Annotated in this window: 23 protein-coding genes; 17 read left to right on the top strand and 6 right to left on the bottom strand. The window is 73.0% G+C overall.

Features of this window, described 5'->3' with window-relative positions; all coding sequences use genetic code 11:
- The 9 genes from FRAQA3DRAFT_RS02835 to FRAQA3DRAFT_RS02870 all read left to right on the top strand — a co-directional run.
- The coding region (locus tag FRAQA3DRAFT_RS02835) for a nitrate- and nitrite sensing domain-containing protein (RefSeq protein WP_009737553.1) at positions 1-2,797 on the top strand (2,797 nt) is incomplete at its 5' end.
- Positions 2,707-3,693: a hypothetical protein gene (locus FRAQA3DRAFT_RS31165; RefSeq protein WP_051054118.1), complete on the top strand. Its 987-nt coding sequence runs from the start codon at positions 2,707-2,709 to the stop codon at positions 3,691-3,693. The genes FRAQA3DRAFT_RS02835 and FRAQA3DRAFT_RS31165, both read left to right, overlap by 91 nt.
- A 77-nt stretch (positions 3,694-3,770) precedes the next feature.
- Complete coding sequence (locus tag FRAQA3DRAFT_RS02840; RefSeq protein ID WP_009737555.1) at positions 3,771-4,187, top strand: roadblock/LC7 domain-containing protein; 417 nt, start codon at positions 3,771-3,773, stop codon at positions 4,185-4,187.
- A gap of 55 nt (positions 4,188-4,242) precedes the next feature.
- A complete protein-coding gene (locus FRAQA3DRAFT_RS02845; RefSeq protein ID WP_009737556.1) occupies positions 4,243-4,602 on the top strand; it encodes a DUF742 domain-containing protein in 360 nt (119 codons plus the stop codon).
- Between the two features lie 82 nt (positions 4,603-4,684).
- Positions 4,685-5,746 (top strand): DMT family transporter, encoded by a 1,062-nt coding sequence (locus FRAQA3DRAFT_RS02850; RefSeq protein WP_009737557.1) that lies wholly within the window; start codon positions 4,685-4,687, stop codon positions 5,744-5,746.
- 437 nt (positions 5,747-6,183) lie between these two features.
- The gene (locus tag FRAQA3DRAFT_RS02855) at positions 6,184-7,122 is read left to right on the top strand and encodes a proline dehydrogenase family protein (protein WP_009737558.1); all 939 of its coding nucleotides are present in this window, start codon (positions 6,184-6,186) and stop codon (positions 7,120-7,122) included.
- Between the two features lie 36 nt (positions 7,123-7,158).
- Positions 7,159-8,928, top strand: coding sequence for an L-glutamate gamma-semialdehyde dehydrogenase (pruA, locus tag FRAQA3DRAFT_RS02860; protein ID WP_009737559.1), 1,770 nt, complete (start codon positions 7,159-7,161; stop codon positions 8,926-8,928).
- A gap of 114 nt (positions 8,929-9,042) precedes the next feature.
- Positions 9,043-9,279 carry a hypothetical protein gene (locus FRAQA3DRAFT_RS02865; RefSeq protein WP_009737560.1) on the top strand — a complete coding sequence of 79 codons (237 nt, stop codon included), beginning with the start codon at positions 9,043-9,045 and terminating at the stop codon, positions 9,277-9,279.
- 63 nt (positions 9,280-9,342) lie between these two features.
- A complete protein-coding gene (locus FRAQA3DRAFT_RS02870) occupies positions 9,343-9,987 on the top strand; it encodes a DUF5134 domain-containing protein (RefSeq protein ID WP_051054120.1) in 645 nt (214 codons plus the stop codon).
- A 163-nt stretch (positions 9,988-10,150) separates the two neighbouring features.
- Here the strand turns inward: FRAQA3DRAFT_RS02870 and FRAQA3DRAFT_RS02875 are convergent, their stop codons facing one another.
- Positions 10,151-10,537: a cytochrome C gene (locus tag FRAQA3DRAFT_RS02875; RefSeq protein ID WP_232291889.1), complete on the bottom strand. Its 387-nt coding sequence runs from the start codon at positions 10,535-10,537 to the stop codon at positions 10,151-10,153.
- A gap of 809 nt (positions 10,538-11,346) precedes the next feature.
- Between FRAQA3DRAFT_RS02875 and FRAQA3DRAFT_RS02880 the strand changes: the two genes are divergently transcribed.
- On the top strand, positions 11,347-11,766 hold the full coding sequence (locus FRAQA3DRAFT_RS02880; protein WP_157467034.1) for a hypothetical protein: 420 nt from the start codon (positions 11,347-11,349) through the stop codon (positions 11,764-11,766).
- A 31-nt stretch (positions 11,767-11,797) separates the two neighbouring features.
- Here the strand turns inward: FRAQA3DRAFT_RS02880 and FRAQA3DRAFT_RS02885 are convergent, their stop codons facing one another.
- Positions 11,798-12,670 (bottom strand): aminoglycoside phosphotransferase family protein, encoded by an 873-nt coding sequence (locus FRAQA3DRAFT_RS02885; RefSeq protein WP_009737564.1) that lies wholly within the window; start codon positions 12,668-12,670, stop codon positions 11,798-11,800.
- Between the two features lie 34 nt (positions 12,671-12,704).
- Positions 12,705-13,154, bottom strand: coding sequence for a transposase (locus FRAQA3DRAFT_RS38365; RefSeq protein ID WP_083873478.1), 450 nt, complete (start codon positions 13,152-13,154; stop codon positions 12,705-12,707).
- Positions 13,155-13,432: 278 nt separating this feature from the next.
- Between FRAQA3DRAFT_RS38365 and FRAQA3DRAFT_RS02890 the strand changes: the two genes are divergently transcribed.
- On the top strand, positions 13,433-14,119 hold the full coding sequence (locus tag FRAQA3DRAFT_RS02890) for an AIM24 family protein (RefSeq protein WP_009737565.1): 687 nt from the start codon (positions 13,433-13,435) through the stop codon (positions 14,117-14,119).
- Between the two features lie 164 nt (positions 14,120-14,283).
- The gene (locus FRAQA3DRAFT_RS02895; RefSeq protein ID WP_232291890.1) at positions 14,284-15,984 is read left to right on the top strand and encodes a CoA transferase; all 1,701 of its coding nucleotides are present in this window, start codon (positions 14,284-14,286) and stop codon (positions 15,982-15,984) included.
- A gap of 124 nt (positions 15,985-16,108) precedes the next feature.
- Here FRAQA3DRAFT_RS02895 and FRAQA3DRAFT_RS02900 read toward each other — a convergent pair whose 3' ends face one another.
- Positions 16,109-17,494: a hypothetical protein gene (locus FRAQA3DRAFT_RS02900; RefSeq protein ID WP_009737567.1), complete on the bottom strand. Its 1,386-nt coding sequence runs from the start codon at positions 17,492-17,494 to the stop codon at positions 16,109-16,111.
- 287 nt (positions 17,495-17,781) lie between these two features.
- Here FRAQA3DRAFT_RS02900 and FRAQA3DRAFT_RS02905 point away from each other — a divergent pair, with 287 nt between their 5' ends.
- The 5 genes from FRAQA3DRAFT_RS02905 to FRAQA3DRAFT_RS02925 all read left to right on the top strand — a co-directional run bounded on the left by FRAQA3DRAFT_RS02905 (position 17,782) and on the right by FRAQA3DRAFT_RS02925 (position 23,538).
- On the top strand, positions 17,782-18,213 hold the full coding sequence (locus FRAQA3DRAFT_RS02905) for a response regulator (RefSeq protein WP_009737568.1): 432 nt from the start codon (positions 17,782-17,784) through the stop codon (positions 18,211-18,213).
- A gap of 399 nt (positions 18,214-18,612) precedes the next feature.
- Positions 18,613-19,095 carry a bacterioferritin gene (bfr, locus tag FRAQA3DRAFT_RS02910; protein WP_009737569.1) on the top strand — a complete coding sequence of 161 codons (483 nt, stop codon included), beginning with the start codon at positions 18,613-18,615 and terminating at the stop codon, positions 19,093-19,095.
- Between the two features lie 736 nt (positions 19,096-19,831).
- The gene (locus FRAQA3DRAFT_RS02915) at positions 19,832-20,443 is read left to right on the top strand and encodes a superoxide dismutase (protein ID WP_009737570.1); all 612 of its coding nucleotides are present in this window, start codon (positions 19,832-19,834) and stop codon (positions 20,441-20,443) included.
- A 906-nt stretch (positions 20,444-21,349) separates the two neighbouring features.
- The gene (locus tag FRAQA3DRAFT_RS02920; protein WP_009737571.1) at positions 21,350-22,045 is read left to right on the top strand and encodes an alpha/beta hydrolase; all 696 of its coding nucleotides are present in this window, start codon (positions 21,350-21,352) and stop codon (positions 22,043-22,045) included.
- Positions 22,046-22,302: 257 nt separating this feature from the next.
- Positions 22,303-23,538 (top strand): C4-dicarboxylate ABC transporter substrate-binding protein, encoded by a 1,236-nt coding sequence (locus FRAQA3DRAFT_RS02925; protein ID WP_009737572.1) that lies wholly within the window; start codon positions 22,303-22,305, stop codon positions 23,536-23,538.
- Positions 23,539-23,580: 42 nt separating this feature from the next.
- Here FRAQA3DRAFT_RS02925 and FRAQA3DRAFT_RS02930 read toward each other — a convergent pair whose 3' ends face one another.
- Complete coding sequence (locus FRAQA3DRAFT_RS02930; protein WP_009737573.1) at positions 23,581-24,246, bottom strand: HD domain-containing protein; 666 nt, start codon at positions 24,244-24,246, stop codon at positions 23,581-23,583.
- 52 nt (positions 24,247-24,298) lie between these two features.
- Positions 24,299-25,288 (bottom strand): inositol monophosphatase family protein, encoded by a 990-nt coding sequence (locus FRAQA3DRAFT_RS02935; protein ID WP_009737574.1) that lies wholly within the window; start codon positions 25,286-25,288, stop codon positions 24,299-24,301.
- Positions 25,289-25,348 lie beyond the last annotated feature (60 nt).

Below are 25,348 nucleotides of genomic sequence, written 5' to 3' on the forward strand. Positions count from 1 at the left end.
CCGACGCACCCGGTCGCGGCCACGCCGGCGGGTGAGCCTGCGCGACCTGCCCGTGCGCGGGAAGCTCTTCGCCGCGCTGGCCGTGCCCACGGCGGCGTTCCTGGCGCTCGGAATCCTCCTGGGCGTGACCTGGCTGTCCAACGCCGCCAGCTATGGCCGTGACGTGACCGCGGCGAAGCTCGGCCGCGACGTCACGGCGACGGTGCACGAGCTCCAGCTGGAGCGTGACCTCGCGGCCGGGTTCATCGGCAGTGGCCGCGAGGCGGGCCCGCGGACGTCGCTCATCGGCCGGCTCGACGGTCAGCAGCGGGCCGTCGACGCGGCCCTGGGCCGCTTGCGCGGCACGTTGCGCTCCTCCGCCGGCGACCTCGGCGCGGGCACCGGACGGGTGACCGACCGGGTCGAGCGCGGCATCGCCGGGCTGCCCGCGCTGCGCCGGTCCGTGCGGACCGGCGGCCTGTCCCTGGACGCGATCTTCAATCAGTACTCGACCACGATCACCGACCTGCTCGACCTCGACGGCCGCATCGGGCAGGACCGCGACGACGAGGACCTGCGCTACGCCGCGACCGTCCTCAACGACGTGTCGACGCTGAAGGAGATCGACTCCGAGATCCGCGGCCAGCTGTTCGCCACGAGCTTCGCGCAGCGGTTCGCCTTCGGCGCCTCCGACCGGCTGTCCGGGCTGATCGCCCAGGAGCAGACGGCGCAGGACGCCTTCCGCGCCGCCGCCCGCCCCGACGACCGCGCCCGCTTCGACCAGATCGTCAACGGGCAGGCGGTGCTGACGGTCAAGCGCATCTCCGAGCGGGCCGTCCAGCGCCAGCGGTTGACCGACCTCGGCATCGATCCCGACCAGTGGTTCGCGGCCAGCACGACCCACATCGAGCTGCTGCGCACCGTCGAGTCCGACCTGCTCGACAACGTCACCCACTCCGCCGAGCACCTGCGCTCCGCCGCCTGGCAGCGCACCGCCCTCATCGGCGCGCTCATCCTCGTGATCACCGTCGGCGCGATCATGTGGACGTTGGCGATCGCGCGGACGATGACCGCCCCGCTGCGCCGCCTGCGCAGCGGCGCCCTCGACGTCGCCCAGACGCGCCTGCCGCGCCTGATCTCCGAGCTGCAGACGGCGAACCCGGAGCAGGTCGACACGACGATCCGGCCGATCGGGATCGACTCCCGCGACGAGATCGGCGAGGTCGCGCGGACCTTCGACGAACTGCAGCGGGAGGCGGTGCGCCTCGCCGCGGAGCAGGCAAGCCTGCGGCGCAACGTCAACACCCTGTTCCTCAGCCTGTCCCGGCGCAGCCAGAGCCTCATCGAGCGGCAGATCGCCCTCATCGACCGGCTGGAGGCCGCCGAGGAGAACCCGCTGCAGCTGGAGAACCTGTTCAGGCTCGACCATCTGGCGACCCGGATGCGCCGCAACAGCGAGAACCTGCTGGTCCTCGCCGGTACTGGGCCCGGGCGGCGCCGCGCCGGGCCGGTGCCGCTCGGCGACGTGCTGCAGGCCGCCCTCGGCGAGATCGAGCAGTACGAGCGGGTCCAGATCGTCGACGTGCCGGACGCGCGCATCGCCGCCGACTCCGTCAACCACGTCGTCCACCTGGTGGCCGAGCTGCTGGAGAACGCCGCGCAGTTCTCGCCGCCGTACCTGGCCGTCGACCTCGCCGCCACCCTCGACGCCGGCGGAGTGCTCATCACCATCGACGACGGCGGGCTCGGGATGTCCGAGCGCGAGCTCGCCGCGGTCAACCAGCGCCTCGCCGACCCGCCGCTGTTCGACTTCTCCATCGCCCAGCGTCTCGGCCTGTTCGTCGTCGCCCGCCTCGCCGACCGCCACGACATCGAGGTGCGGCTGAGCCGCTCGGACGCCGGCGGGGTGCGGGCGGCCGTGCGGCTGCCGGCGGCGCTGCTCATGGCGGGCGGCACCGTCCCCGTCGACGCCCGCCCGCCCGCGCCGGCCCAGCGCGCCGCCCCCTCGACGCGCCGGCTCCCCACCCGCTCGGCCCTCTGGTCGACGACACGATCGGTGGCGGGTCCGCCGATCCGCTGCCGCGCCGCGCCGTCCCCAACGTCCCCAACGGCCACAACGGCCCCAACCCCGCCTTCGGTGACAGCTCCGCCGCCTTCGGCGACACCTCCTCGGTCGGCGACGGCCCCGGCTTCGGCCAGAGCTCCCAGGCCGGCCAGAGCTCCCAGGCCGGCCAGAGCTCCCAGGCCGGCCAGAGCTCCGCGTCCGGCCCTGATCCCGTGGCCGGCCACGGTCCGGCGGGGGCATCCGAGCCCGCCGAGGCCGAGAACGGCGCGGCCTGGCCCGACGGGTCCGCTCCAGCGGGGTTCGACGCCGGCCCGGACCCCGCGGCACGCGGCTTCGCCCCGTACACGCCGACCGGCGAATGGTTCCGGCCGCGGGGCCTCGACCGCATCGACGACGATCTTGCCGATCTTGCCGATCTTGCCGGCCTTGCTGGCCTCGCCGGCCTCGACCAGCCCACCGGGAGTGGACCGGCCGGCCCCGTCGCGACGGGGCCGGCCGGGAGCGGTGCAGACCTGCCGTCGATCGCGCAGGCCGTCGCCGCGCTCGACCGACGACGCGAACGGGCGGCCATCCGGCGCGAGCGTGTCGGCGCGACGCAGCCCGAGCCGAGCACCACCGGGGACGCGGCGACGCCCGCGGTCGAGCCGGCCCAGGCCACCACCGTGCCCGCCGCCCTGCCGACCGCGGCCTCGCCCGGCGACCCGCCTGCCGCGGACACCGCCGACGCCGACGTGGACGTGGACCTCGCGCTGACCGCCCACCCGCCCGCGTTCCCGGCGGTGACGGCCCCGGCGCAGCAGCCGGCGTGGGCCGCCGCGGCCGCCACGTCGCCGCCCGCGGGGCTGTGGGCGTACCTCGAGGATGCCGCCGCCGGGGCGCAGTCACCGGCCCTCGACGAGCCGGCCGAGCCGTTCAACTGGTTCGTCCGGGATGAGGTGCCCGCGCCTGCCGGCCGGGCGGTCCCGCCCGCGGGCCGGTCAAACGGTTTCGACCGGTGGGCTCCCGAGCCGCTCGCGGCGCCCCGCGTGCTCGACGCCGCCGGACTGCTCGCCGGCTCCCGGGCGCTCGGCGCCTCGGCCGGGCCTGCCGAGCCGTTCGCTGTCTCTGAGCCGTTCGCTGTCTCTGAGCCGTTCGCTGTCTCTGGGCCGGTCGCTGTCTCTGGGCCGGTCACGGTGTCCGAGTCGATCCCCGAGCCGGGACCATTCGTCGTGCCGGAGCCGGAGCGGTTCGCTGTGCCAGAGCCGATCACGGCGCCGGCTCCGGACGCGGGGCGGCTCGCCGTGCCGGAGTCCGAGCAGGCTGCTGGACCGGAGCCGTTCGCCACCGCGAAGCGCGGGCCGTCTCCCCGACCGGTTACGGGGCCGGTTGCGGGGCCGCGGCGGGCCACCACCGCCTCCGGACTGCCGATCCGGACCCCGAAGACCGTGCCCATCCCCGGGCAGATCCCACCCGGGCCGCCGGCGGGGCAGGCCGGCGGCGCGGCCACCCCGAGCCTGTTCCTCGGATCCGCCGCGTCGTCGTCGCCGACGACCGACCCGGGCATCGCGCCCGAGCGGATCCGCGGGCGGCTGAGCCGGCTCTACGAAGGGATCCACCACGCCCGGGGGAGCAGACCCGCCGCCGCGCAGGACGAGGATGGGGGCGGCTGAGCCCAGCCGAGCCCCGTCCGCACGAACCCTGACCCCGATTCCCCGTCCACCCCGAACCCGCAGCCTGGAGGACAGCCGTGACCGACGCGGATCCGGACAACCCCTCACTCGACTGGCTCATCAACAACTTCGTCGACTTCGTCCCCGGTGTGGCGAACGCGATCGTCGCGTCCTCGGACGGTCACCTGCTCGCGGTGTGCAGCGGCTTCCCCCGGGAGCGGGCGGTGCAGCTCGGCTCCATCGCCTCGGGGCTGTTCAGTCTGACCCTCGCGGCCGCGGACTTCGTCGACGGCGGCTCGGTGACCCAGACGGTCGTCGAGATGGCGCAGGGGTCGCTGCTGCTCATGGCCGTCGGTGAGGGGTCCTGCCTGGCGGTGCTCGCCACGAGCACCTGCGACATCGGCCTGGTCGGGTACGAGATGACGGTGCTCGTCGCCCGCACCCGGGAGGCACTGACCCCGGCCCGGCGGGCCGACGCGCGAGAGAGCGTGTGACGCTGACCGGCCGCTGGTGACCGACAAGCCATGGCCTCGGGAAGGGGGTGAACGGATGAACGGGGATGCGGTGGAGCCGTCGGGGGAACTCGTCCGGCCGTACACGGCGACCCGCGGCCGCGCGCGGCCGTCCCGCCTGCTCGCGCTCGAGGCCATGGTCACCACGACGCCGTTCGGTCTGGCCCGACTGCCCGCGTTGCTGCTCGAACAGAAGTCGATTGTCGCGATGTGTGTGCAGCCCCAGTCGGTCATCGAGATCGCCGCGTCGCTGCGCCTGCCGGTGGGTGTCGTCCGGGTCCTCGTCGCCGACGCGGCGGCCGACCGCCTCGTCGACATCTCCCAGCTCACCATGCCCACCGGCGCGCCCCAGATGGCGCTGCTCGACCGTGTCCTGACGAACCTGCGCCGGCTCTGAGGCGCTACATCGCGCGGCCACCGCGGCCAGCCAGGGACGGATCTGTGCCGCTCCACGGAGTGGCGCGGAGTCCCCGCCAAGCGTGTCCGCCTGCGCGGCTCTCGCCATAGCACCAGCTTTCGGCCTGGTCGCGTCGCTGTTGCTGCCGAATTTCCGCCGTCAGACTAGTCTGGCTGGTGTGAGCCGACGTGGCTGGCTGCTCTTTGTCGCGATGGCCCTTTTCTGGGGCGTTCCCTATCTCTTCATCAAGGTCGCCGTCCGCGAGGTCGATCCCGTCGTCGTCACCTTCTGCCGGCTCGCCGTCGCGGTCGTGGTGTTGCTTCCCATGGCGCTGGGGAAAAAGTCCTTAGTCGGTTTCCGGGGATGTTGGCTGCGGGTGGCGGTGCTCGGCCTGGTGCAGATTGGTGTTCCGTTCGTGTGCATCAGCATCGGTGAACGCTATGTCGCGTCCGCACTGACCAGCTTGCTGATCGCGGCCGAACCGGTGTTTGTGGCCCTGCTCGCGCCGCATCTCGCCGGGGAGCGTATCTCGCGGACCCGCGCGGCGGGTCTGGGGCTCGGTCTGGGCGGTGTTGCCGCCTTGGTGGGCGTGGACGTGGTGGGTGACATGGCGTCCCTGGTGGGTGCCGCGCTCATCCTTTTCGCTGCCGGCTGTTACGCGCTGGGCGCGTTGCTGGTACGGCGCAGGCCTTTCGCGGATCTTCCGCGGCTGGGAGTGGTCACCGTGGAGTGCGTCGCGGCGGCCGCGGTCCTGCTTCCCGTGGTGGCCTTCCGCGTTCCGGGCACGCTACCGGGCTGGAAGGCGCAGACCAGTATTGTGGTGCTGGGAGTGGTGTGCACCGCGCTCGCCTGGTTCACCTGCCTGGCGCTGATCGACGAGGTCGGCGCGAGCCGGGGTACTGTTTTCACCTACGTGAATCCCGCAGTGGCGGTCGTCCTGGGAGTTGTCTTCCTGAACGAGAGTCTGACGGGAATGACCGCCGTCGGTTTCCTGCTCATCCTCGCGGGTTCGTGGATCGCGACTGGCGGTCGCCTCCCCGGGCTACCTGGTGGGCGCGGGGCGCGCCGGGACGGCCCGGGCTCCGCGGTGGCTGGGCGTCCTCCCAGGACGCGTCCACGATTCAGCCCGAGCGTGCGGCGATGACGCGGGACCGCGCCGTGTGATTGGCCAGCCCGTCCACGGCGGCTGTGACCACGACCATCCCGGGGGAAGCCCGGAAGACGTCAGTGGAGATGCGGGGGTTTGGCGTGAGATAACCCGAACGTCGATTCCTTCGTTCCTGGGCGAGCGAGTTGGTGTCCGCCCCTGTGGGGACCGGCGTGCGACCGGGTGCGTCGTGGTCTGGAACCACCCGGCGCGGTCGTGATGGCGTGGGCGCCGGGGACACGCCGAGGACACGCCGGGGACACATCGCCTGCTGAGTCCTACGGGGCGAACGGTCGGGCTGATGCCATGCCCGCATCGGAGGCAGTGGGCCCGGCTCGGAGGCCGCCGCCCGCCGGTTGGACAGGATGCGCCGCTTGGGAAAGGCTACTGGGTGTGCTCGTGTCGTCGCATGATGTCGAGATCGGAGAGTCGAGGTGATCCGCCATCTCGTTCCCCGGCTGGTGGCCAGCCCGCCGGCGCGTGCCCTGCTCACCCGCGGGCCGGTCGCCGCCGGCATCGTCGATCGGTTCGTCGCCGGTCCCACGGATGCCGACGCGGTCGCCGCGACCGCGCGGCTGGCAGATCGCGGCCTGCTGGCGTCGGTCGACCTGCTCGGCGAGGGGGTCACCCGGCCGGACGACGCGCTCGCCACGGTCCTGGCCTACCGGCGGCTGCTCGACCTGGCCGACCGGGCGGGCATCGCCGCGGGGCTCGACGTGTCGGTCAAGCTGTCCGCCCTCGGTCAGGCCGTGCCGCGCGACGGCCGCAAGCTGTCCTACGAGAACGCCGCGGAGATCTGCGCCCGGGCGGCGGCGGTGAACGCCACCGTCACCGTGGACATGGAGGACCACACCACCACCGACGCGACGCTGGACACGGTGGTCGAGCTGCGCCGGGACTTCCCGTCGGTCGGCGCGGTGCTGCAGGCCCAGCTGCTGCGCACCGAGGGCGACTGCCGCGACCTGGCCCGAGCCGGCTCGCGGGTGCGGCTGTGCAAGGGGGCCTACCGGGAGCCGGCCGGCACCGTGCACCGCGGGCGTCCGGCCGTCCGCGCCGCCTATGCGCGCTGCCTGGGCATCCTGCTCGCCGGCCCGGGGTATCCGATGATCGCCACCCATGACCCGGCGCTGATCGGCGTCGCCGGCCGGCTGGTCGCCGAGCTGCGGCGCACACCGGCGACCTACGAGTACCAGCTTCTGCACGGGGTGCGCCCCGGTGAGCAGCGGCGACTGGCCACGACCGGGGCGACGGTGCGGGTGTACCTGCCCTACGGGCCGGACAGTGTGCCCTACCTGACGCGGCGGCTCGTGGAGAAGCCCGCCAACCTGCTGCTGGCCGTGCGGGCGCTGGGCAGCCGGCAGCACGGTTCGTGAGGCCGCGCCCGGCGGGCGCGGGGAGGGGAGGCAGCCGTGCCGGCAGGCGTGGCCGCGGGGTGGGTGCCCGGGGCCGACAACGAACCGGTCCGCACCTACGCCCCGGGTTCGGCGCAGCGTGCCGGTCTGCGCCGGGCCCTGCTCCGCCTGGGCGGTGAGCATCTCGAACTGACCAACACGATCGGGGGGCACAGCCGCCCGGGTGGCGGGCCACCGCGCGACGTCGTCCAGCCGCACGCGCACCGCCGTGTACTCGGCACGCTGCGGGAGAGCACCCACGCCGACGCGGCCGCCGCCGTCGCCGCGGCGAAACAGGCCGCCGGTCCCTGGCGCGAGCTCGGCTTCACCGGGCGGGCCGCGGTGCTTCTGCGGGCGGCCGACGCGCTCGCCGGACCCTGGCGCGACACCCTCAACGCCGCCACCATGCTCGGCCAGTCGAAGACCTGCCAGCAGGCCGAGGTCGACGCCGCCTGCGAACTGATCGACTTCTGGCGGTTCAACGTGATGTTCGCCGCCGAGTTGCAGCAGGCCCAGCCGCGCAGCGCCGCCGGCGAGTGGAACCGCCTCGACCTGCGCCCGCTGGAGGGGTTCGTCTACGCGGTCACGCCGTTCAACTTCACCGCCATCGCCGGGAACCTGCCGACCGCGCCCGCGCTCATGGGCAACACGGTCGTCTGGAAGCCCGCGCCCACCCAGGCGTTCGCCGCGCACTTCCTCATGCGGCTGCTGGAGTCGGCCGGCCTGCCGCCCGGGGTCATCAACCTCGTCGGCGGTTCGGGGGAGCCGGTCAGCGACGTCGTCTTCTCCGACCCCGATCTGGCCGGCGTGCACTTCACCGGCTCCGCCGCCGTGTTCACCCGGCTGTGGCGGGCCGTCGCGGACAACCTCGACGGCTACCGTTCCTACCCGCGGATCGTCGGGGAGACCGGGGGCAAGGACTTCGTCGTCGCGCATCCCTCGGCCGACATCGACGTGCTGCGCACGGTGCTGGTCCGCGGCGCGTTCGAGTACAGCGGGCAGAAGTGCTCGGCGGCGTCGCGGGCGTACGTCCCGGCGAGCCTGTGGCGGCGGATGGACGCCGAGCTCGCCGCGGCCACCGAGGCCCTGTCCGTCGGCGACGTCAACGACTTCGACCACTTCACCGGCGCCGTCATCGACGCGCGGGCCTACGACCGCCTCGCCGCCGCCTGCACCCGCGCCGCCAGCGACTCCACCGTCACCGTGCTCGCGGGCGCCCAGTGCGACGACGCGGTCGGCTGGTTCGTGCGCCCGACGATCCTCCTCGGCACCGACCCGGGCCGGCAGTGGTTCACCCGCGAGCTGTTCGGCCCGATCCTGGCGGTCCACGTCTACGACGACGCCCGGCCGGACGCCTGGGACGACGTCCTGCGTCTGGTCGACCGGACGTCCCCCTACGCGCTGACCGGCGCGGTCGTCGCCACCGACCGCGCCGCGATCGCGCGGGCCGAGGACCTGCTGCGCTTCGCCGCCGGCAACTTCTACATCAATGACAAACCGACCGGTGCTGTCGTCGGGCGCCAGCCGTTCGGCGGGGCGCGCCGGTCGGGCACCGACGACAAGGCCGGCTCCGCCCAGAACCTCCTGCGCTGGGTCAGCCCTCGGGTGGTCAAGGAGAACCTGTGCCCGCCGGTCGTACACGACTACCCGCACATGGGCGGCGGGGCCTTCGCCTCCGCGCTAGCGGCCGCGGCCGGCGGGTCGGGCGGTTCCGGCGGCGCCGCCGACCGCGCGCCCGGTCCGGACGGCGCCGATCCGCCCGCCGGCACGCGCGGCGGTCGTCCATGAGCAAACGTTAGTGAACAAAACGACAACTTCCGGAAACTTGGTGAACGTACGGACAACTGGATCTGTGGATCCTAAACTGGCGCCATCGCTCCCTCCTCCGATCCAGGAGTCGACATGCCCGCAGCCGAGAGCTCCCGTCACGTCCTGACCTTCTGCGGAAAGTGCAGCTGTGGCTGTCCGGAGCTGTTCGTCGACCATGAGGCGCCCGCCGAGCGCCGCATCGTGCTGACCGATGACTTCGGGCAGCGGATCCAGATGAGCGTCGAGCAGCTGCAGGTCATCGTCGACGAGGCGCGCGCCGGCCGCATCACCGAGCTCGTCGACGCGGAACTCGCCCTGGGCGTGGGCTGAGATGCCCGGCGGCCTGCCCCGCAGGGGGAGCGGGTGGGTCGCGGGCCGGGGCACCGTGCGGACATGCGGCCGGGTGCCCGGCACCTGCCGCCCGCCGCGGTGACGCACCACCACCCCGCGGCGCTGTCCTCGCAGCAGCTTCCCGCGGCCGTGGCGCTGGCCGCCGCCGTCGCCACCGGCATCGTCGCGTTGTTCCACGCCAGCCGGATCGTCACCGACGACGGCCAGGCGCACCACGTCCCGGCGTTCGTCCGCCGGGTGCTGCGGGGCCGGGCGGCCGCGTTCGTGCCGGTGGAGATCGGCCACACGATCATCGCCGTGGGCATGGTCGTCATGTTCGCCGATCCGTCCGGGGCGGCGTCCTCGGCGGCCTTCGCCCTGATCTATCTCGCCCTCGCCGGGGTGTTCCTCGTCCTCGTCCTGACCAACCCGGCGTGCTGCGAGCCGGCTCGCTGGTCATGCTGCTCGATGCTCGTCGTCGAGGCGTTGGCGATGGCGTGCATGGCCCGCGCGGGCCGGTGGCCGGTGGGTGACCTCGGCGACCTGTCCGGCTGGTTCGCCGTCGTCTTCACCGTCGCGGCGGTCGCCGCCGTCGGGGGCCCGCTGCTGCGCCGGGTCCGGCCGGCCTGGGACGCCGCCCCCGCGCCGATCACCCCCGTCGCGTCCCGGCTGGTCATGGCCGGCGGGATGCTGCTCATGCTGGTCTGAGGCACCGCTGTCGCGCTGGTGCCGCCGTCGCGCTGGTGCCGCCGTCGCCGCGCGGGTCCACCGGGCGGTTCACCGGCGGTCGGGGCCCCGCCCAGACATCCGGCCGGGCGCGGCAGTGTCGCCACGTCCGGCCGGACCATCTCCCGCCTGGGGCCCATCGCGTTCAACGGGTCGACGATGTGCTCATCGCCGGTTCCGCCGGCGCGGCGGACGGGTCGTCGGCTGCCTCCGGCACCGGCCAGCGGGCCGCACCCGCCCGGCCACGCCGCACGGAGCCCCGCCCGTGGCAGGCACGGCAGCGGCGCCGGTAGGTCTCGCGGCCCGTGCCGTAGAAGGCCTGCCCCTCGCCGCGGCAGCGCGGACAGTCCAGCTCCACGGCGCCGTGGTGGCGGCCGGGGATCAGACGCGCGGCGAGGCCGGCCGCCACCGCGGCGAGGACGACCACCGCCACGTAGGCCCACCGGCCGTCCGCGGAAGCCTGCCGGCCGACGACCCCGGCCCCGACGAGCAGGACGGTACAGAACGCGGCCACCGCGCCCAGAGCTCGCATAGCACACCGTTTCACCGAAGGAATCTGAATAGCCGATGTGTCCCCTCTTTCCGCGCTGCGCACACCATCGACGCGCCTGATTTCTGTCGTGCGCAGAGCGGCTGCGCCGTGCGCGGGCATCGCGCCGTTGACGGGACCGGGCGATCCTGGCGCTGGCGGTCGGCAACGGTACCCGGGCCAGCGAGCTGCCGGGCATGCGCGGGGTCGATTCATGCTGGTCTGAGGCACCGCTGTCGCGCTGGTGCCGCCGTCGCCGCGCGGGTCCACCGGGCGGTTCACCGGCGGTCGGGGCCCCGCCCAGACATCCGGCCGGACGCGGCAGTATGGTCATGACCAGCTCGGCGGAAGTACGCGGACGTCAGCGGCGGTACTCGTAGTCTGTGAGTGAGAGGCGGCATGAGTGACGGTTGGGACGTAGCGACAGCGATTGCCGCGCTGATTGGAAACTTTATTGCTGTAGCGGCTACGCTTGTCGGAGTTTATTTCTCGCGCCGCACTATCCGGATGACAGAGAAAGCTCTCGAGCAGTCCTGTAACATAGTGGGTGCCCGGTCCGCTGCAGCGTGGAGGGAGTAGCTCATATTTCTTCACGATCGAGGACTTGGTGCAGACGAGATCCGAAGAATGATGCTACTTGAGGAACATGGATCCGGGTATGAAGGGGGAATGGCAGGATCGACGACATCCTACGCGACACCCCTCGGCGATCCAACTAATTCTAAACTCCTCCTGAGGGCATGCCGAACAGGTCGACGCTGATATACGTAAATCCATACAGGTACTATCTGGTCGGCGGGCCGGACTATGACATGTCGATCGACAAGAGCAACGGCTTCGTCGCTGCGATCGGCAAAAACGGTATCAAGGTCATGTGTGGGACGGACATGGGCCCGGTGCGCATACTCCTTCGAGCCCTCGCCGGGCGTGCGCAGATGGAACCAGGTTGGGATATCGTCGCCGAGGTGGACATCGTCGCAGCTGCGGGCTGGATCGGGGTGATGAGTTCCGAGCTCGAGATAAGATCGGACCTCGGAAACCTGGCCGGCAGCGGTCCGGGAAGATACCGAGTTCGGGTGCACGCGCGCGGACGCGACGATGCCAGTCGACGTGGTTTTGTGGAAGAACCGGTCGAGGAACATAGCCTGGAGGCCTGGCCGGTAGACAGTGCGGCCCCTGCTGTTCTCCTGACGGAACTCGATGATGTCGGCGTCAGGTTCGCCGCATCCTGATCCGCTGACTGGCGGGGCGGGCGTGGTCGGGCTAGCTGGAAAGGGCTTGCGCGATCTCCCAGGCGATGGCTTCGAACTGGACGTTGTGGTGTGCGTGGCCCCACAGTGCGTCGTCGACGCTACGGACGAAGGACCAGCGCCGGGCCTTTGCTCGGTCCAGTCCGGCGGCTTCCGAGAGTGCGTCCAGCCGGTAGCGGACTCCGCGGCTGGCTCCCTGTCCGGCGACGATCTCGGGCCAGCGGTTCCGTAGAAGGGGCAGGAGGTCGTACTCGCGGTCTCCGGAGAGAGGTTGGGGGTCGATGGCGTTCCAGCGTTGTCGGCTGCCGGCCAGGACGTTGGCGAAGTGGAAGTCGCCGTGAAGTAGGGCCGCCTGCTCGGTTTCGTGCGCGAGGTCGTTGCAGGTCAGCGTCGCGGCGTCGATGAGGTGCGCGGGACCCGGTTTGCCGAGCCGGCGCCACTCGCGGGCCAGCGCCGTATGCCACCGCTCGGCGGTCTCCGTGGTTGTCGGGAGGCCGGCTGGGGCCTGGATGTGCAGCTGCCGCAGGACCGATGCCGCGGCGTCGATAGCCTCGATGATGGGTTGGTGCTGCAAGGTGGTGGTGGCGTCCAGCCGCTCGAGGAGCATGGCGTTGCGGGTGTTATCGACGGCCAGAAGCAGGACCGCGCCGCGGCCGGCCCAGGCACGCAAGCCGGTCGGCTCGTGACGGGTTTCCTCATCCGGCCAGGAGATCTTCAGGACGCGTTCTTCCCCGGTGTCTTCGCGCACGGGCAGCACGAGGCCGACCAAGCCGTGCATCGGTTCACCGACATGCTGAAGGCCCCAGTCGGTGAGGAGATCGTCGATGAGGCTGGGTAGTCGGTCGATCCAGCGCTGGCCCGCGGGACCCTCGCGGGCCGACGTCATAGCCGCGAACGTCGAGGGTATGTGGTGCACGTTCTCACGTTCTCACGTCCTCCGTCGACATGGTGGAGGGCACCGCTGCTCGCACCGCGGCGAGCAGCTTGAATCCGGCACTCATCGACCAACCGGCTTTGTTCGGCGGGTTCAACCGCCGAACGAGGAGTAATCGCCACCGTCTCGGACTCGGTCGCCCGCTGCCACGCCGTATCGACCTGCCACAGCACCCGGAACCAGGTCGGCATCTCACCAGACCCGGCTTCGGCCCAGTCCCGAGCCGGCGCCAGCAGGTCATCCCCGACACCTCGAACAGCGTCGTCGGCAGCTCCCGCCGCGGCACGTCGTGGCGCAGCACCCACAAGATCCCCTCCAGAGCCTCCCGGTCGTCCACCGGCAGCCGACCCGGATGGCGCAACCGCCGTTCCCGCGCCGGGATCAACGGCGACAGCCGCTTCCACAGCTCCTCGCTCACCGTCGCCTCGTCACGCATGACACCGAGATCTACCGGCCGGACCAGCTCGCTCCCCGGCCGACACAGCGCAGTTGATCAGTCTTGGTGAAACGAGTTGCCCGTTGCGGTGCGGATTGCTCGTTGCGGTGCGTTGCACACGATCCGGGCTCGGTGAACCGTACGGCCCGGCACCGCAACCGGTCGAGGACGGGTGAGTGCGGTCCCGTCGGCCGAGCCCGTCCCGGTTCAGCCGGGGAAGGCGACGGCATCGGGACGTATCGCCCGGACGGGTGGGTGGCGGGGCGTTCAATGGAGGCATGACACACCCGCTGGGACAGTTCGCGAACGGTCACCCCGTGGGCCCCCCGTTCGCCCTGGAGGAGGGCGACCGGATGTTGCGGGTCCACCTCGACGGTGGGGAGACGTACGCCAAGCAGGGGTCGATGGTGGCCTACCGGGGGCGGCTCGACTTCGCCTACAAGGGGCAGGGCGTGGGTGGTTTCCTGCGGCGGGCGGTGACCGGTGAGGGCCAGGACCTGATGAGGGTCACCGGCCGCGGGACCGTCTGGTTCGCCGAGTCGGGCAGCCATATCTCGATCTTCACCCTCGACCACGACAGCCTGACGGTCAACGGCCGCAGCCTGCTCGCGCTGGAGGCCGGGGTGCGCTACAAGGTGACCACGACCTCGGGCGGCATCGGCGCGATGATCGCCGGCGGGGTGTTCAACACCGAGGTCTCCGGCACCGGCGGGGTGGCCGTGCTCTGCCTGGGTTCCCCGCTGGTGCTTCCGACGGACGAGCCGGTGTGTGTCGACCGGGACGCGGCCGTGGCCTGGACCGCGGGCGTGCGCACCCGTGTCGTGTCCACCTTCAAGATGGGCAATCTCGTGGGGCGCAGTTCCGGGGAGCTCGCGCAGATCGAGTACTCCGGCCGGGGGGGCTTCGTCGTCGTCCAGTGCGGCGAGACTCCAGCGGCCGGCACGACGACCCCCGACAGGCACTGACCCGCCTGCCGGCACCGCCGCGTCGGGGCAACGCGGGTAGGTACCCCGCCGCGTGGGGACCCCGCCAGCGTGGGACCCCGCCGGCGTAGAGGCACCGCCGGTAGGAACACCCCCCGCGTGGGGACCCCGCCGCGCAAGGAATCGTGATCGCGCAGGGAGCCGTGATGTCGTCGCCAGCAACGCCTCCGGCCGACGCCGCCCGGGCCGGACGAGCCGGATGGGCGGGTCGGCCGGCGGGCCCGGTCGAGCCCGCACCCGGCACGCTGCTCGACGAGCTGCGTTCGATGCTCGCCGGCCAGGGGTTGCCGGTCGCCGTCGGCCCACCGGCGCCGGACGCCGCCCGAGCCGCGGGGACACCTGGGTTGCCCGCCGCGCTGGGCTGGGCGGCCAGCGGGCTGATGTGGCTCACGGGTCCGCCCGGACGGGCCCCGCTGGTTCCCGACGGGCCGGTGCTTGGCCGCGCCGAGGCGGCGGCCCGGCTGTTCACGGCGTTGTCCCGGCAGCTCGGGCGGGCCGTCCGGCCTGATGTGGCCACGCTGTTGGGCGGCCGGGCCGCGCTGCTGGGGTTGCACCGCCGGGGCACCTGGTCGGCGAACGGGAGCTGCCGTCTGCTGCCGGCCGCGGACGGCTGGATCGCCGTGAACCTCGCGCGCCCCCACGACGTGGACGCCGTGGACGCCCTCGTCGGTGCGCTCGGGGATCAGGTCGGACTCGTCTCGGCCGACCCATGCCTGCATCCCGTCGAGCAGGCGTGGGCTGCCCTGAGCGCGGCGGCGGCCGCCCGACCGGCCGTCGACGTGGTCGACCTCGCGCGGCTGCTCGCCATCCCGGCCGCCGAGCTGGACGGGCCCCGCCGGCCCACGCCGGTCCGAACCCTGCCGACACCGGGTTCCCGTCCGGCCCGGCCTGCGTCGTCCCCGTCGACGTGGCCCCGCAGCGGGGCCGCGGGGGGAGCGGCGGGCGTCCGGACCGAACCGCCACTGGTCATCGACCTGTCCGCCATGTGGGCGGGTCCACTGTGCGCGCACCTGCTCGGTGAGATCGGGATGCGCGTGGTGAAGGTCGAAAGCGTGCACAGGCCGGACGGGGCACGCCGCGGCGACCCGGACTTCTACGACTGGCTGCATGCCGGCCACGAAAGCGTGGCCCTCGACTTCACGACCCCGGGCGGCCGGGCCATGCTGCGTCGCCTGGTGGAGCGCGCCGACGTCGTCATCGAATCGTCGCGGCCGCGTGCCCTGGCCCAGCTCGGACTCGACGCCGCGGAGCTCGTCGCCGCCCGGTCGGGGCGCACATGGGTGAGCATCACCGGCTATGGGCGGGCCTACACCGGTGTCCACTCGGGCCCCGACCCCGTCGCGTTCGGCGACGACGCCGCGGTAGCGGGTGGTCTCGTCGCCTGGGACCGCTCGGGCCGCGGCGACACCGCGAATCCGGTGTTCTGCGGCGACGCCATCGCCGACCCGCTCACCGGCCTGTTCGCCGCGCTGGCCGCGGCCGCCTCCGTGCTCGGCGGCGGTGGCCATCTGCTCGACGTCGCCATGCGGGAGGTGGCCGCCTGGGTGGCCGCACCGCCCGCCAGGGGGATGGGCCTGCCCGCAGGAAGGGTGGACCCGGCCGGCCCGGCGCCGTGGACCGTCACCGGTTGCGATCGGGACGGCTGGACGGTCCACCAGGCGGGGCGGATGCAGAGGGTCCTGCCGCCGCGGCCGCCGCGGCCGCCGCGGATGGGGACCGGCGCGGAGGAGGCCGGCGCGGAGGAGGCCGGTGCTGGGGAGGCCGGTGCTGGGGAGGCCGGGCGGGCGCGGGCCGCCGCCCTGGGAGCGGACACCCGCGCCGTCGTCGACGCGCTGCGCCTGACGTGACGGTTGCGGGGCCCGCCGCGGCCGTCATCCCGACCGCCCAACCCGCTCGCGGCCTTGCAGGGCTGCCAGCCAACCGTGGGCACGATCTCCGCCTGGGGCGGGACCACCAACCGACCAAAACGCCTCACCCGGTGGCCTCCGGGTCCGTCCCGCCCGTCCCGCCCGTCCCGCCCGTCCCGTCCGTTCCGCCTGTTCCGGTCCGACCATCCAGCGGCGCTGATCGGGTGGCCCGGTCGGAGTGCTCGCTGGCGGGCACCCCGACCGCCGGGTCGGTGGGCGCGTCGTCGCCGAGCAGCCGCCCCGCCGGCTGGGTGGCCGCGCGCAGCGGTCGGCGCTCGGGGTCGGCGCTGTCGCCGGCGGGCGGGTCCTCCCAGGAGATCTCGGTGGCCGCGTCGAAGAAGGCGTCGTCGGCCGACCTCGGCTCGCGGGGTCGAGCGCCGCGCCCGGCGACGGCCTCGGCGGGTGAGATGTCGCCGGGTGGGGCGGTTCTGGCAACCGGTGCGGTTTCGGCAACCGGTGCGATCTCGGCGGCTGGGCCGTTTCTGGCGGCTGGGGTGTGGCTGGCGGCTGGGGTGTGCCTGGTGACGGGGGTGTGTCTGGTGACGGGGGTGGTGTCCGAGGGGGGGAGGGCAATCGGAGGGGAGGGGGTGCCCTCGGAGGAGCGGGCGGCCCAGGAGGGGAGGCTGTCGAAGGGCGGGCCGGGGATGCCCCCGCCGGGATGGGCCGGGCCGTTGACCACCCGTGCGGCGGGCAACGCGGGCCCGCCGGGCTCCGCCGTTGCGGTCGGGTCCGCCACCAGCGAGCCGGGATCGAGATGCCAGACGGCGACCGCCAGCCCGACCAGCCACAGGTACCACAGCAGCTCCCCGACGACGCGGCCGGTGACTGCGGCGTCCACCCCGAACGGCAGCAGGACCCCCCCGAGCACACCCCCCGCGGCGAGGCCGCCCCAGCCCGCGAGAGCCACGGCGGCCGGTCTCGGCAGCGCCGACCGGACCGGTGGCCGCCGGGTCGTTCCAGCCCGCGCCGCGTGGGTCAGCAGGACGACCGTCCAGCTCGCCGTCAGCAGGCAGGCGAGGACCTCACCGACCATCACCCCGAACAGGGTGCGTGCGGTGTCGAAGACGGCGGACGCATGATCCGCCTGGGCGGGGATCGCCGCGCGCCGGGCCAGCGCCGGCACCGTTATCAACCAGAACAGCAGGCCGGTGAGGTGCGCGCCGGCGGTCGCCGCACCCAGCACGGTCAGCAGCGGGCGGTGGGGACCGCGCGGCAGCAGGCGGACGATCCCGACGGTGATCGGTAGCAGCAGACCCGCGGCGACGCCGGCGAGCACGACACCGACGCCGATCGCCAGCCAGTGCTCCCGCACCACCGCGAGGGTGCCGGTCGCCGACGCGCTGAGCACCTCGGGGTAGTCCAGCGCATGGCGCAACTCGGTGAGGCCGACCGCGCCGCACACCGCGCAGACCAGCAGCAGGACGGCGGTGGCGCGCTGGCCCGTGGACATCGAACGCGGCTCCTCCTGACCGACCCGGGCTGGCTGGGTGGCGGCCGGGCAGGTACCCACCGCGCGAACCAGCCACCTCCGCGCGGCGGAGGTCGCGGCGGGATTGTTACACCACGTGACCAGCGGTGGCGGATGGCCCGCCGCCCGACCGGGCCAGGCCGACCACGGCCCGCGGACAGACCCGGTCGGGTCGGGCGCCGGCTCGATATCGTGGGCACGTGCCCGCGGGCCGGCGACCCCTGCGCCGGTTCACCCGAGACGCCGACGAACGCCAGGAGAGGCGAATCGTGTCCGCCACCGCCGTTCGTTCGTTGCGGATCCTGCTCGTCGAGGACGACCCCGGTGACACGCTGATGGTCACCGAGGCGCTGACGGACCGGGGGTTCGACCACGAGCTGCACGTGGCCGCCGACGGCGTCGAGGCGATGCGCTTCCTGCGCGATCCGGCGGCGGCCCGGCCGGACCTGATCCTGCTCGACCTCAACATGCCCCGGATGGACGGCCGGGAGGTCCTCGCGTCGATCAAGGAGGATCCGACCCTGCGGACCATCCCGGTGGTCGTCCTGACGACCTCGCAGGCTCCGGCCGACGTGCTGCGCAGCTACAGCCTGCATGCGAACGCGTACGTCACCAAGCCCGTCGACTTCGACGCCTTCATCCAGGCCATCCACCGGATCGACGACTTCTATCTCGGCCTGGTCCGCCTGCCCGGAAGCTGAGCTCGCCCCAGCCCCGGTATTGCGGGGCGCGACGGGGCGCCGTCGGGCCGATTTCCGGGCGCCCCGGCGGTGGGCGAACCCGGCCGTGATTGCGGTGGATCGTCCCCGACGCGCACACCACCTCCAGGTAGGTTCTCCTAACTTTGGGCAGCCTTACCTGTATTGATGTTCCGAAGGCTGTGACGGGTCGGGAGTGGCGGCTCCCTGCGAATTACGCATCCTTGTGATTTGCTGGTGCCTGGAGGTTCGTAAGCCTGCCCGGTCCGGTCGATCTGTGTCCCCGTCGTCGCAGATGGTCGGTGTCCGGTCGCGGGCCGCCGGGGCGACCGGAACAGCCAGCCACCCCGGCGTGGTGTGGGACGTCTGGCTGGAAACAGTAGACGGAAAGGTGTGGAACCGATGGCGACGCGTGGTGACACGGAAATCATAGAACTGCTCAACAGTGTGCTGACGAATGAACTCACTACCATCAACCAGTATTTCCTGCACAGCCGGATGCAGCGCAACTGGGGCTATCGGCGGATCGCGGAGCACTACTACCACGAGTCTATCGACGAGATGAAGCACGCCGACCAGCTCATCGAGCGGGTCCTCTACCTCGGCGGCCTGCCGAACCTGCAGCGGCTGCACACGCTGCGTATCGGCGAGACGGTCCCGGAGCAGCTCGAGATCGACCGGTCCGGCGAATTCGAGGCCGTCGACGTGTTGCGCGGCGGCATCGCGCTGAGCCGCGAGCGCGGCGACATAGGCTCGGCGGTGCTCCTGGAGCAGATTCTCGTCTCCGAGGAGGAGCACATCGACTGGCTCGACGCCCAGCTGGAGCTGATCTCCCAGCTCGGTGCGGCCAACTACCTCAGTCAGCAGATCCACGAGGACGACTGACGGGGGCTGCGGCGCCGAACACGGCGCCGAGCCACCCCCCGCGCGGGGGTACCGCGGCGCCGGGGCACCCTTCGCGCGCGGCCGCGGGAAGTGTGGGGGAGGCAGGTGTGGGGGAGGCGGGGCGCCGCGGGCGGAATAGTCGCTCCGCCCGGGGGAAGGGGTCGCATCATGTCCCTGCCCGCCCCTGCGCGCTCCCACCGGTGCGGGCGTGGGCGTCTCGCGGCAGACCGATCCGATGGCCGAGGTGGCCCTCGGGCGGGTCCGGTCGCGCCGATTGCGGCCCCGCCGGCCGGGCCGCGGGCTTCCGTGCGGGCGGGACGGGCGGCGCCGAGGATTCCCCGGACGTTCGTGGGGTGGTACCCCGGCCGGCGTGGTCGGCTGTTCCCTGGGTCACCGAATCCCGCCTTCCGCCTCGTCGCCGTCACGGGCTGTTATTGGTCGGGGCTAGGGGCGATCCTTCCTACGTGGCGGTGTCCGGTCTCGCTATGCAGGACCGATCCTCCTGGCGATAGTGTCCAGGCGGGCGATCGCAGCACCTGACGTCGACGTCCACAGGGTGCCGTCTCGGCGGCTCGCCGGAGAGGAGAGGGTCGATGGGCATCGCCAGGCCCCGCCCGACCCCGGCTGCCCGACCGGTGGCCGCCGGCGTCGTCGGAACCGCCCACTCGAACCGTCGGGAGCCCCCGCGTGGGTGCCCCCGAAAAAATCCCTTGCGAATGGAAAGGATCGTGCTCTAGTGGCGACGTACACGCTGCCGGACCTGAAGTACGACTATGGCGCACTGGAACCGTCCATCATCGGACAGATAGTCGAACTGCACCACGACAAGCACCACGCGACCTATGTCAAGGGTGCGAACGACACCCTCGAGAAGATCGCGGAGGCGCGGGACAAGGGCGACTTCGGCGCCATCGTCGGCCTGGAGAAGACGCTCGCGTTCAACCTCTCCGGGCACATTCTCCACTCGATCTACTGGGAGAACCTCTCCCCGGACGGCGGCGACAAGCCGGACGGCGTGCTCGGCGAGGCCATCACGGCCGACTTCGGGTCCTTCGACGCCTTCAAGGCGCAGCTGAACGCCGCGACCACGACGGTGCAGGGCTCCGGCTGGGGTGTGCTGGCCTACGACGCCACCGGCCAGCGGCTCCTCATCGAGCAGGTGTACGACCACCAGAGCAACGTCGGTGTCGGCAACACCCCGCTGCTCGTGTTCGACGCGTGGGAGCACGCCTGGTACCTGCAGTACAAGAACGTCAAGGCCGACTACGCGGCGGCCCTGTGGAACATCGTCAACTGGGCCGACGTCGCCGAGCGCTTCGCGAAGGCGAAGGCCGCGGCGGCCGTCTGATCGCAGCACCACCGCCGCCCGGGTCCATCCCCGCCCGAGTCCGGTCCACCGGACCTGGGCTGATGGACCGCGGGCCGAGGCGCTCGGCGCGGGTCACCCCCCGCCGCCGCGGCGCCCGCGCGGGTCACGGCAAGGGCATCCCCTCCGGGTGATGCCCTTGCCCGTGTTCCGGTTCCGTCTCCCCATGATCCATGAAAGTGATATATCGCACAGCAGGAACGAGTTGACGGGCGGCGGCTCGACTACCGAGGGTAGTAGGCATGTCTGTGGACGCACGTCAGTCCGTTCGACTCCGGCGCGAGGTCTCCTTCTTGCCGTCCCCCTCCCCATGGCGCTGTCGCTGAGCTGACCCGCCGGGGGAGCCCCTACCGATCTTCGGCCCGTCGCCGGACCCCTCGACCGTTGACGAGGAGCGGCCGCTGCCGAGGGGCGTCCTCGCCCTCCCCGGCGGGCCTCGCGCCCGCCCCGCATGCCGGCGGCGCGTCGACCTCCGGCCGGTGGGCCGGTCGTGCCACGCGGATCCCCGCCCCCGCCCCCGCGCCCGGCGTTCGGGCGGGCGGCCCGGATCCCCGCCCGAACGCACGCCTAGGGGCCTGCCGCGCCTGCCCCCGGATCGCACGCCGCCGCCCGCACCGCACGCCGCCGGGACGCCCGCACCCCTTGGCCGTGGGCGGCCCGTCGGGCCGACGCCGCCGCGGGATCCCCCCGATCCGGCCAGCGGGGCGGCCCATGCCCGCCCTGACCACCCCACCCTGACCACCCACCGTGTGCCCACCCCACCGTGTGCCCACTCGCGTGGCCCGCCCGACCGGCCACCCGACGCACGACCATGCTCCTGCCGCGTCCGCGGCACGCCCGGTCACCAGGCCGCGGCGATCCGTTTCCTTCGAAGGAGACCAGGCGCCGATGATGTCGCCGTTCCAGCCCCTGTCCCTCGACGATCGACAGGCGGGCACGTATGCCGCCGTCGCGGCACCGCGCTCCGGGCGCCCACTCGGCGCGGCTCCCACCACAGCCCCCGCCCCGCGGGGCCCCGCAGCGACGCCCGTGCGGCCGGCCGCTCGCGCCACCGTGCCCCGTCGCGACATCCGAGCCACGATCGCGGCCCTGCCCGGCCGGGGCGAGGACCCCGCGATTTTCGACGCGCTCGCCGACCGGCTGGCGCTCGACGGCTACCTGCTCACCGTCGTTCCCGACGGCGGCAACCGGGTGCCCGCCCTGGTCGAGGGCCGGGTCCCGGGCGCGCCGTTCGTGCTGCTCGGCTCCGACACCGGCGCACTGGCGGCGCTGGCGATGGTCGGCTCGCCCGCCGTGCGCCCCGACGGCCTGGTCCTGCTCGGCCTGCCGCTGCTGCACCTGCTCGTGGCCGGCCTGCCCGTCGAGGAGCCCTCGCCGCGCGCCCTGCCCGACCTGCCGATCCTGCTGCTGCACGGCGCCGATGACGAGGTCAGCCCGCTGCCCCTGGTGCGCATGACGACCCGGACCGCGCCGCGCGCCGAGCTCGACGTGGTCCTCGGCGGCCACGATGTGCTGACCGGGCCGGGCCGGCGTTGCGTCGCGGCGCGCACCGTGTTGTTCCTGGAGTCCCTGCTGGACGCCTGATAGCGTCCCCACCTCTCCCACCCCGGCCTTTCCCACCCCACCTCTCCCACCCTCGCCTTCCGCGCCCCCGCCCGGCGCATCTGCGCCGGGCGCGTTCCGGTGTCCCGCGCCGGTCGCTCCGACGGCGTGGCGCCGGGCGGTCTCCCTGCGTGAAAGTGCCAGTACATGTCCGGCATACTGAGCGCACATCGCGCCCGCCTGCGCCGCGGCGGTCGCTGCTTCGAAGCCGGGGGATCGGGAGAGGCGGGGGTACCGGGGTGTCGTCATCGTCGCCGGCGCGGCCACGACAGCGGCCGCGGATCGCCGCCGTCCTGGCGGCCGGCCTGCTCGTCGCGTCCCTGCTCGTCGTCCTGCTCGTGCCGGCGCGCGGGGGCTCCCACGACCCGGGGACGGGCTGCCGCGAGGCGAAGATCTACACCGGGCAGGCGAACTCGCCCTACTGGGACGTCGCCCAGGAGCTGGGACGCGAGCTCGTCCGGCGCCATCCCGGCTGGGGGCTGACGGTCGACCTGAAACCGACCGACGGCAGCGCGGACAACCTCTACCGGCTCCAGGCCGACGGCCCCGCCGAGTGCTCCCTCGCGTTGGTCCAGCTCAACGTCGCCGTGGACGCCACCTTCGGCATCTACCAGTTCAACTACGAAAGCGCGGCCCGGTTCCGCCGCGGGACCCTGAACCAGGTCAACCGCCTGCGCACGCTGGGGCCCGCCTACTTCGACCTCGTGCACGTCATCGTCCGCCGCGGCAAGGTGACCAGCCTGCGCGACCTGTGCGGCAAGACCGTGTCCGGCGGCCTGGAACTGTCCGGCTCCCTGCAGATGAACGACGTGCTGTTCGACAACGTGTGCGCGCTCACGTCGCCGGCGCTGCCCCTGCCCAGGGTCGTCTACCAGTCGCTGGGCGATGCGATGGGATCGCTGACCGATCCGGCCCCGTCCGCGGACCCGGTGGAGGCGGTGGTGTGGGTGGCGGCGCCGTCGGAGATCCTGGCCGACCGGATCCGCCAGCTCGGCGGCGCCGCGAGCGATCTCCAGCTCCTGCCCATCGACCGGTACCGCGAGGGGTTCGGCATGCACTGGGACCGGTACTACGAGCGGGTGGCGGGCGCCGGGTTCGTCCGCCGCGACGGCGCGCCGGGGATCTTCGCGGACAAGACGATCAGTGCGGGGACGTACAGCGGGGTGAACCAGCCGACGGCGACGATCGGCGCGCCGAACGGCCTCGTCGCCCGGGACACCGTGGACCCGGGACTCGCCGTGGCCGCCGCGAGGATCATGGCCGACCGGCCGTGGCTCGCGCGAGCGCTGGCCCAGGCGGCACCCGAGACCGTCGCCCACTCCCACAGCGACGCCCTCGAGTCGGACACCGACGCGGGCGGCAGCGAGTACCGCCAGCTCTGGCGCAACCCGGTCTTCTGCCTCGTGCCGGTTCTGCCCGCCGTCGCGACCGCGCTGCACGAGTACACCGCGCAGCAGCGCTGCGGGCTGTCCTGACCGATCCGTCCGACCGGGCGGCCCCCGTGACGGGACGTGACGTCAGGCCCGCAGGTACCCGCGGCGCACCGCCTCGTCGATCATCACCCGGACGTACTCCCACAGCGCCGGTGAGCCATCCTCGATGATCTCCCGGCGGGCCAGCACGTCCGCCCTGGTCACCCCGTGCGGGCGCCAGCTGCTGCCGCCGGTGTAGAAGTTCAGCAGCAGCGGCTGCACCCGGTCGAGCGCGCGGGCGAACCGGGCCTCGGGGGTGCGCCGCGCCTCGAACTCGTCCCACAGCGCCCGAAGCTCGCCCGCCTGGTCGCCGGGAAGCTGCGGGAACAGCCGATCGGCGGCGGCACGTTCGCGTTGCTCCTGGCCGGCCGCGGCCTGGGTGTCGTAGAGGAACGTGTCGCCCGCGTAGACCTCCACCAGATCGTGGATCAGCAGCATGCGGATGACGCGGGCCTGGTCGACGTCCGCCGCCGCGTACTCGCCGAGCACGACGGCGAGCATCGCCAGATGCCAGGAGTGCTCGGCGTCGTTCTCCCGCCGGGACAGGTCGATCAGATGGCTCTGCCGCAGCACCGACTTGAGCTGGTCGATCTCCAGCAGGAAGGCGATCTGCCGGGCGAGGCGCGCGTCAGTGATCCCCGCGGGCGGTTCCACCGGACGCCCGGCCGGATCAGCGGGCCCCGCGGTGGGGGCCGATGGGATCGTCGACACGTTGCTCCTCGCTGCTCGCCCGGCACTGCGGCTACCGACGATACGGTGTGAATCAGGGCAGCTCTTCCGTGCTTCGCCGGCCCGAGCGCACGGCCGAGGGGGCCGCCGGCCGCGGGCGGTGAGGCCAGAGCTGGTCGAGCACGCCGCGGGTATGGGCAAGCTGGTCGGTGAGCGCCAGGATCCGCCGCACCGTCCCGGCCGGACCGGCGATGAAGTCCCGCGGCTGCCGACGGCCGGCCAGGGTGTGGTCGAACGGCCTGCCGTCGAAATCGACGATCACCAGTCCCGCCTCGGCGGCGATGAGCGCGCCGGCGTGCAGGTCGAGGGCGCCTGCCCGGTAGCCGACGAACCCGTCGATGTCGCCGCGCGCGAGCATCGCCCAGCTCAGCAGCGGTGTCCAGAGCTGGAGCAGGCGCCGCGAATCCTGTTCCAGGACCAGCTTGAGAGCCGTCGCCGTCGTGTCCCGGCCGCCGACCTCGTACCCCTGCGTCCAGGCGAGGACGCGCCCGCCGCGGCCCGGGCCGTCCGGGCGCCGGGGCCCCACCATGCCCCGGCCGCGCACGGCCGACCAGGTCTGGTCGGCGACGGGGTCGTGGATGACGCCGACGACGGGCACGCCGGTGTGACAGAGGGTGATGCCGACGACGTACATGGACAGGCCGACTGCGAGGTTGTTGGTGCCGTCGAGGGGATCGGTCAGCCACAGCCACGCGTCGTCGCCGGCGATCTCCCCGGCCTCCTCGGAGTGGATCGCATGGCCGGGGAACGCCGCCCGGATCCGTTCGACGATGCAGGTCTCCGCGGCGAGGTCCAGGTCGGTGACGACATCGCCGCGGGAGCCCTTGGGAAGCACGGTCATCTCCGCGGGGTCCGCCGAGCGCAGGATGTCGCCGGCCGCCTGCGCGGTGGCGACGGCGAAGTCCCGGGCGGCCTCCAGGTCGACGCCCCGGTCGGGGCGCACCCGTGGTCGCCGGACGGGATCCGCCTGCGGCGCCGGCTCGTCGATGTGCCGCGGCATCAGCGGCCGTCCTGGGTGCGGCATCGCGAGCTCCTCACTCGGGGATCCGATGATCGCGGGGTGCGCCGGGTCGGGGATGCCGGC

Origin of the sequence: Frankia sp. QA3 (genome assembly GCF_000262465.1) — a bacterium.
In the GTDB taxonomy this organism is placed as follows: Bacteria; Actinomycetota; Actinomycetes; order Frankiales; family Frankiaceae; genus Frankia.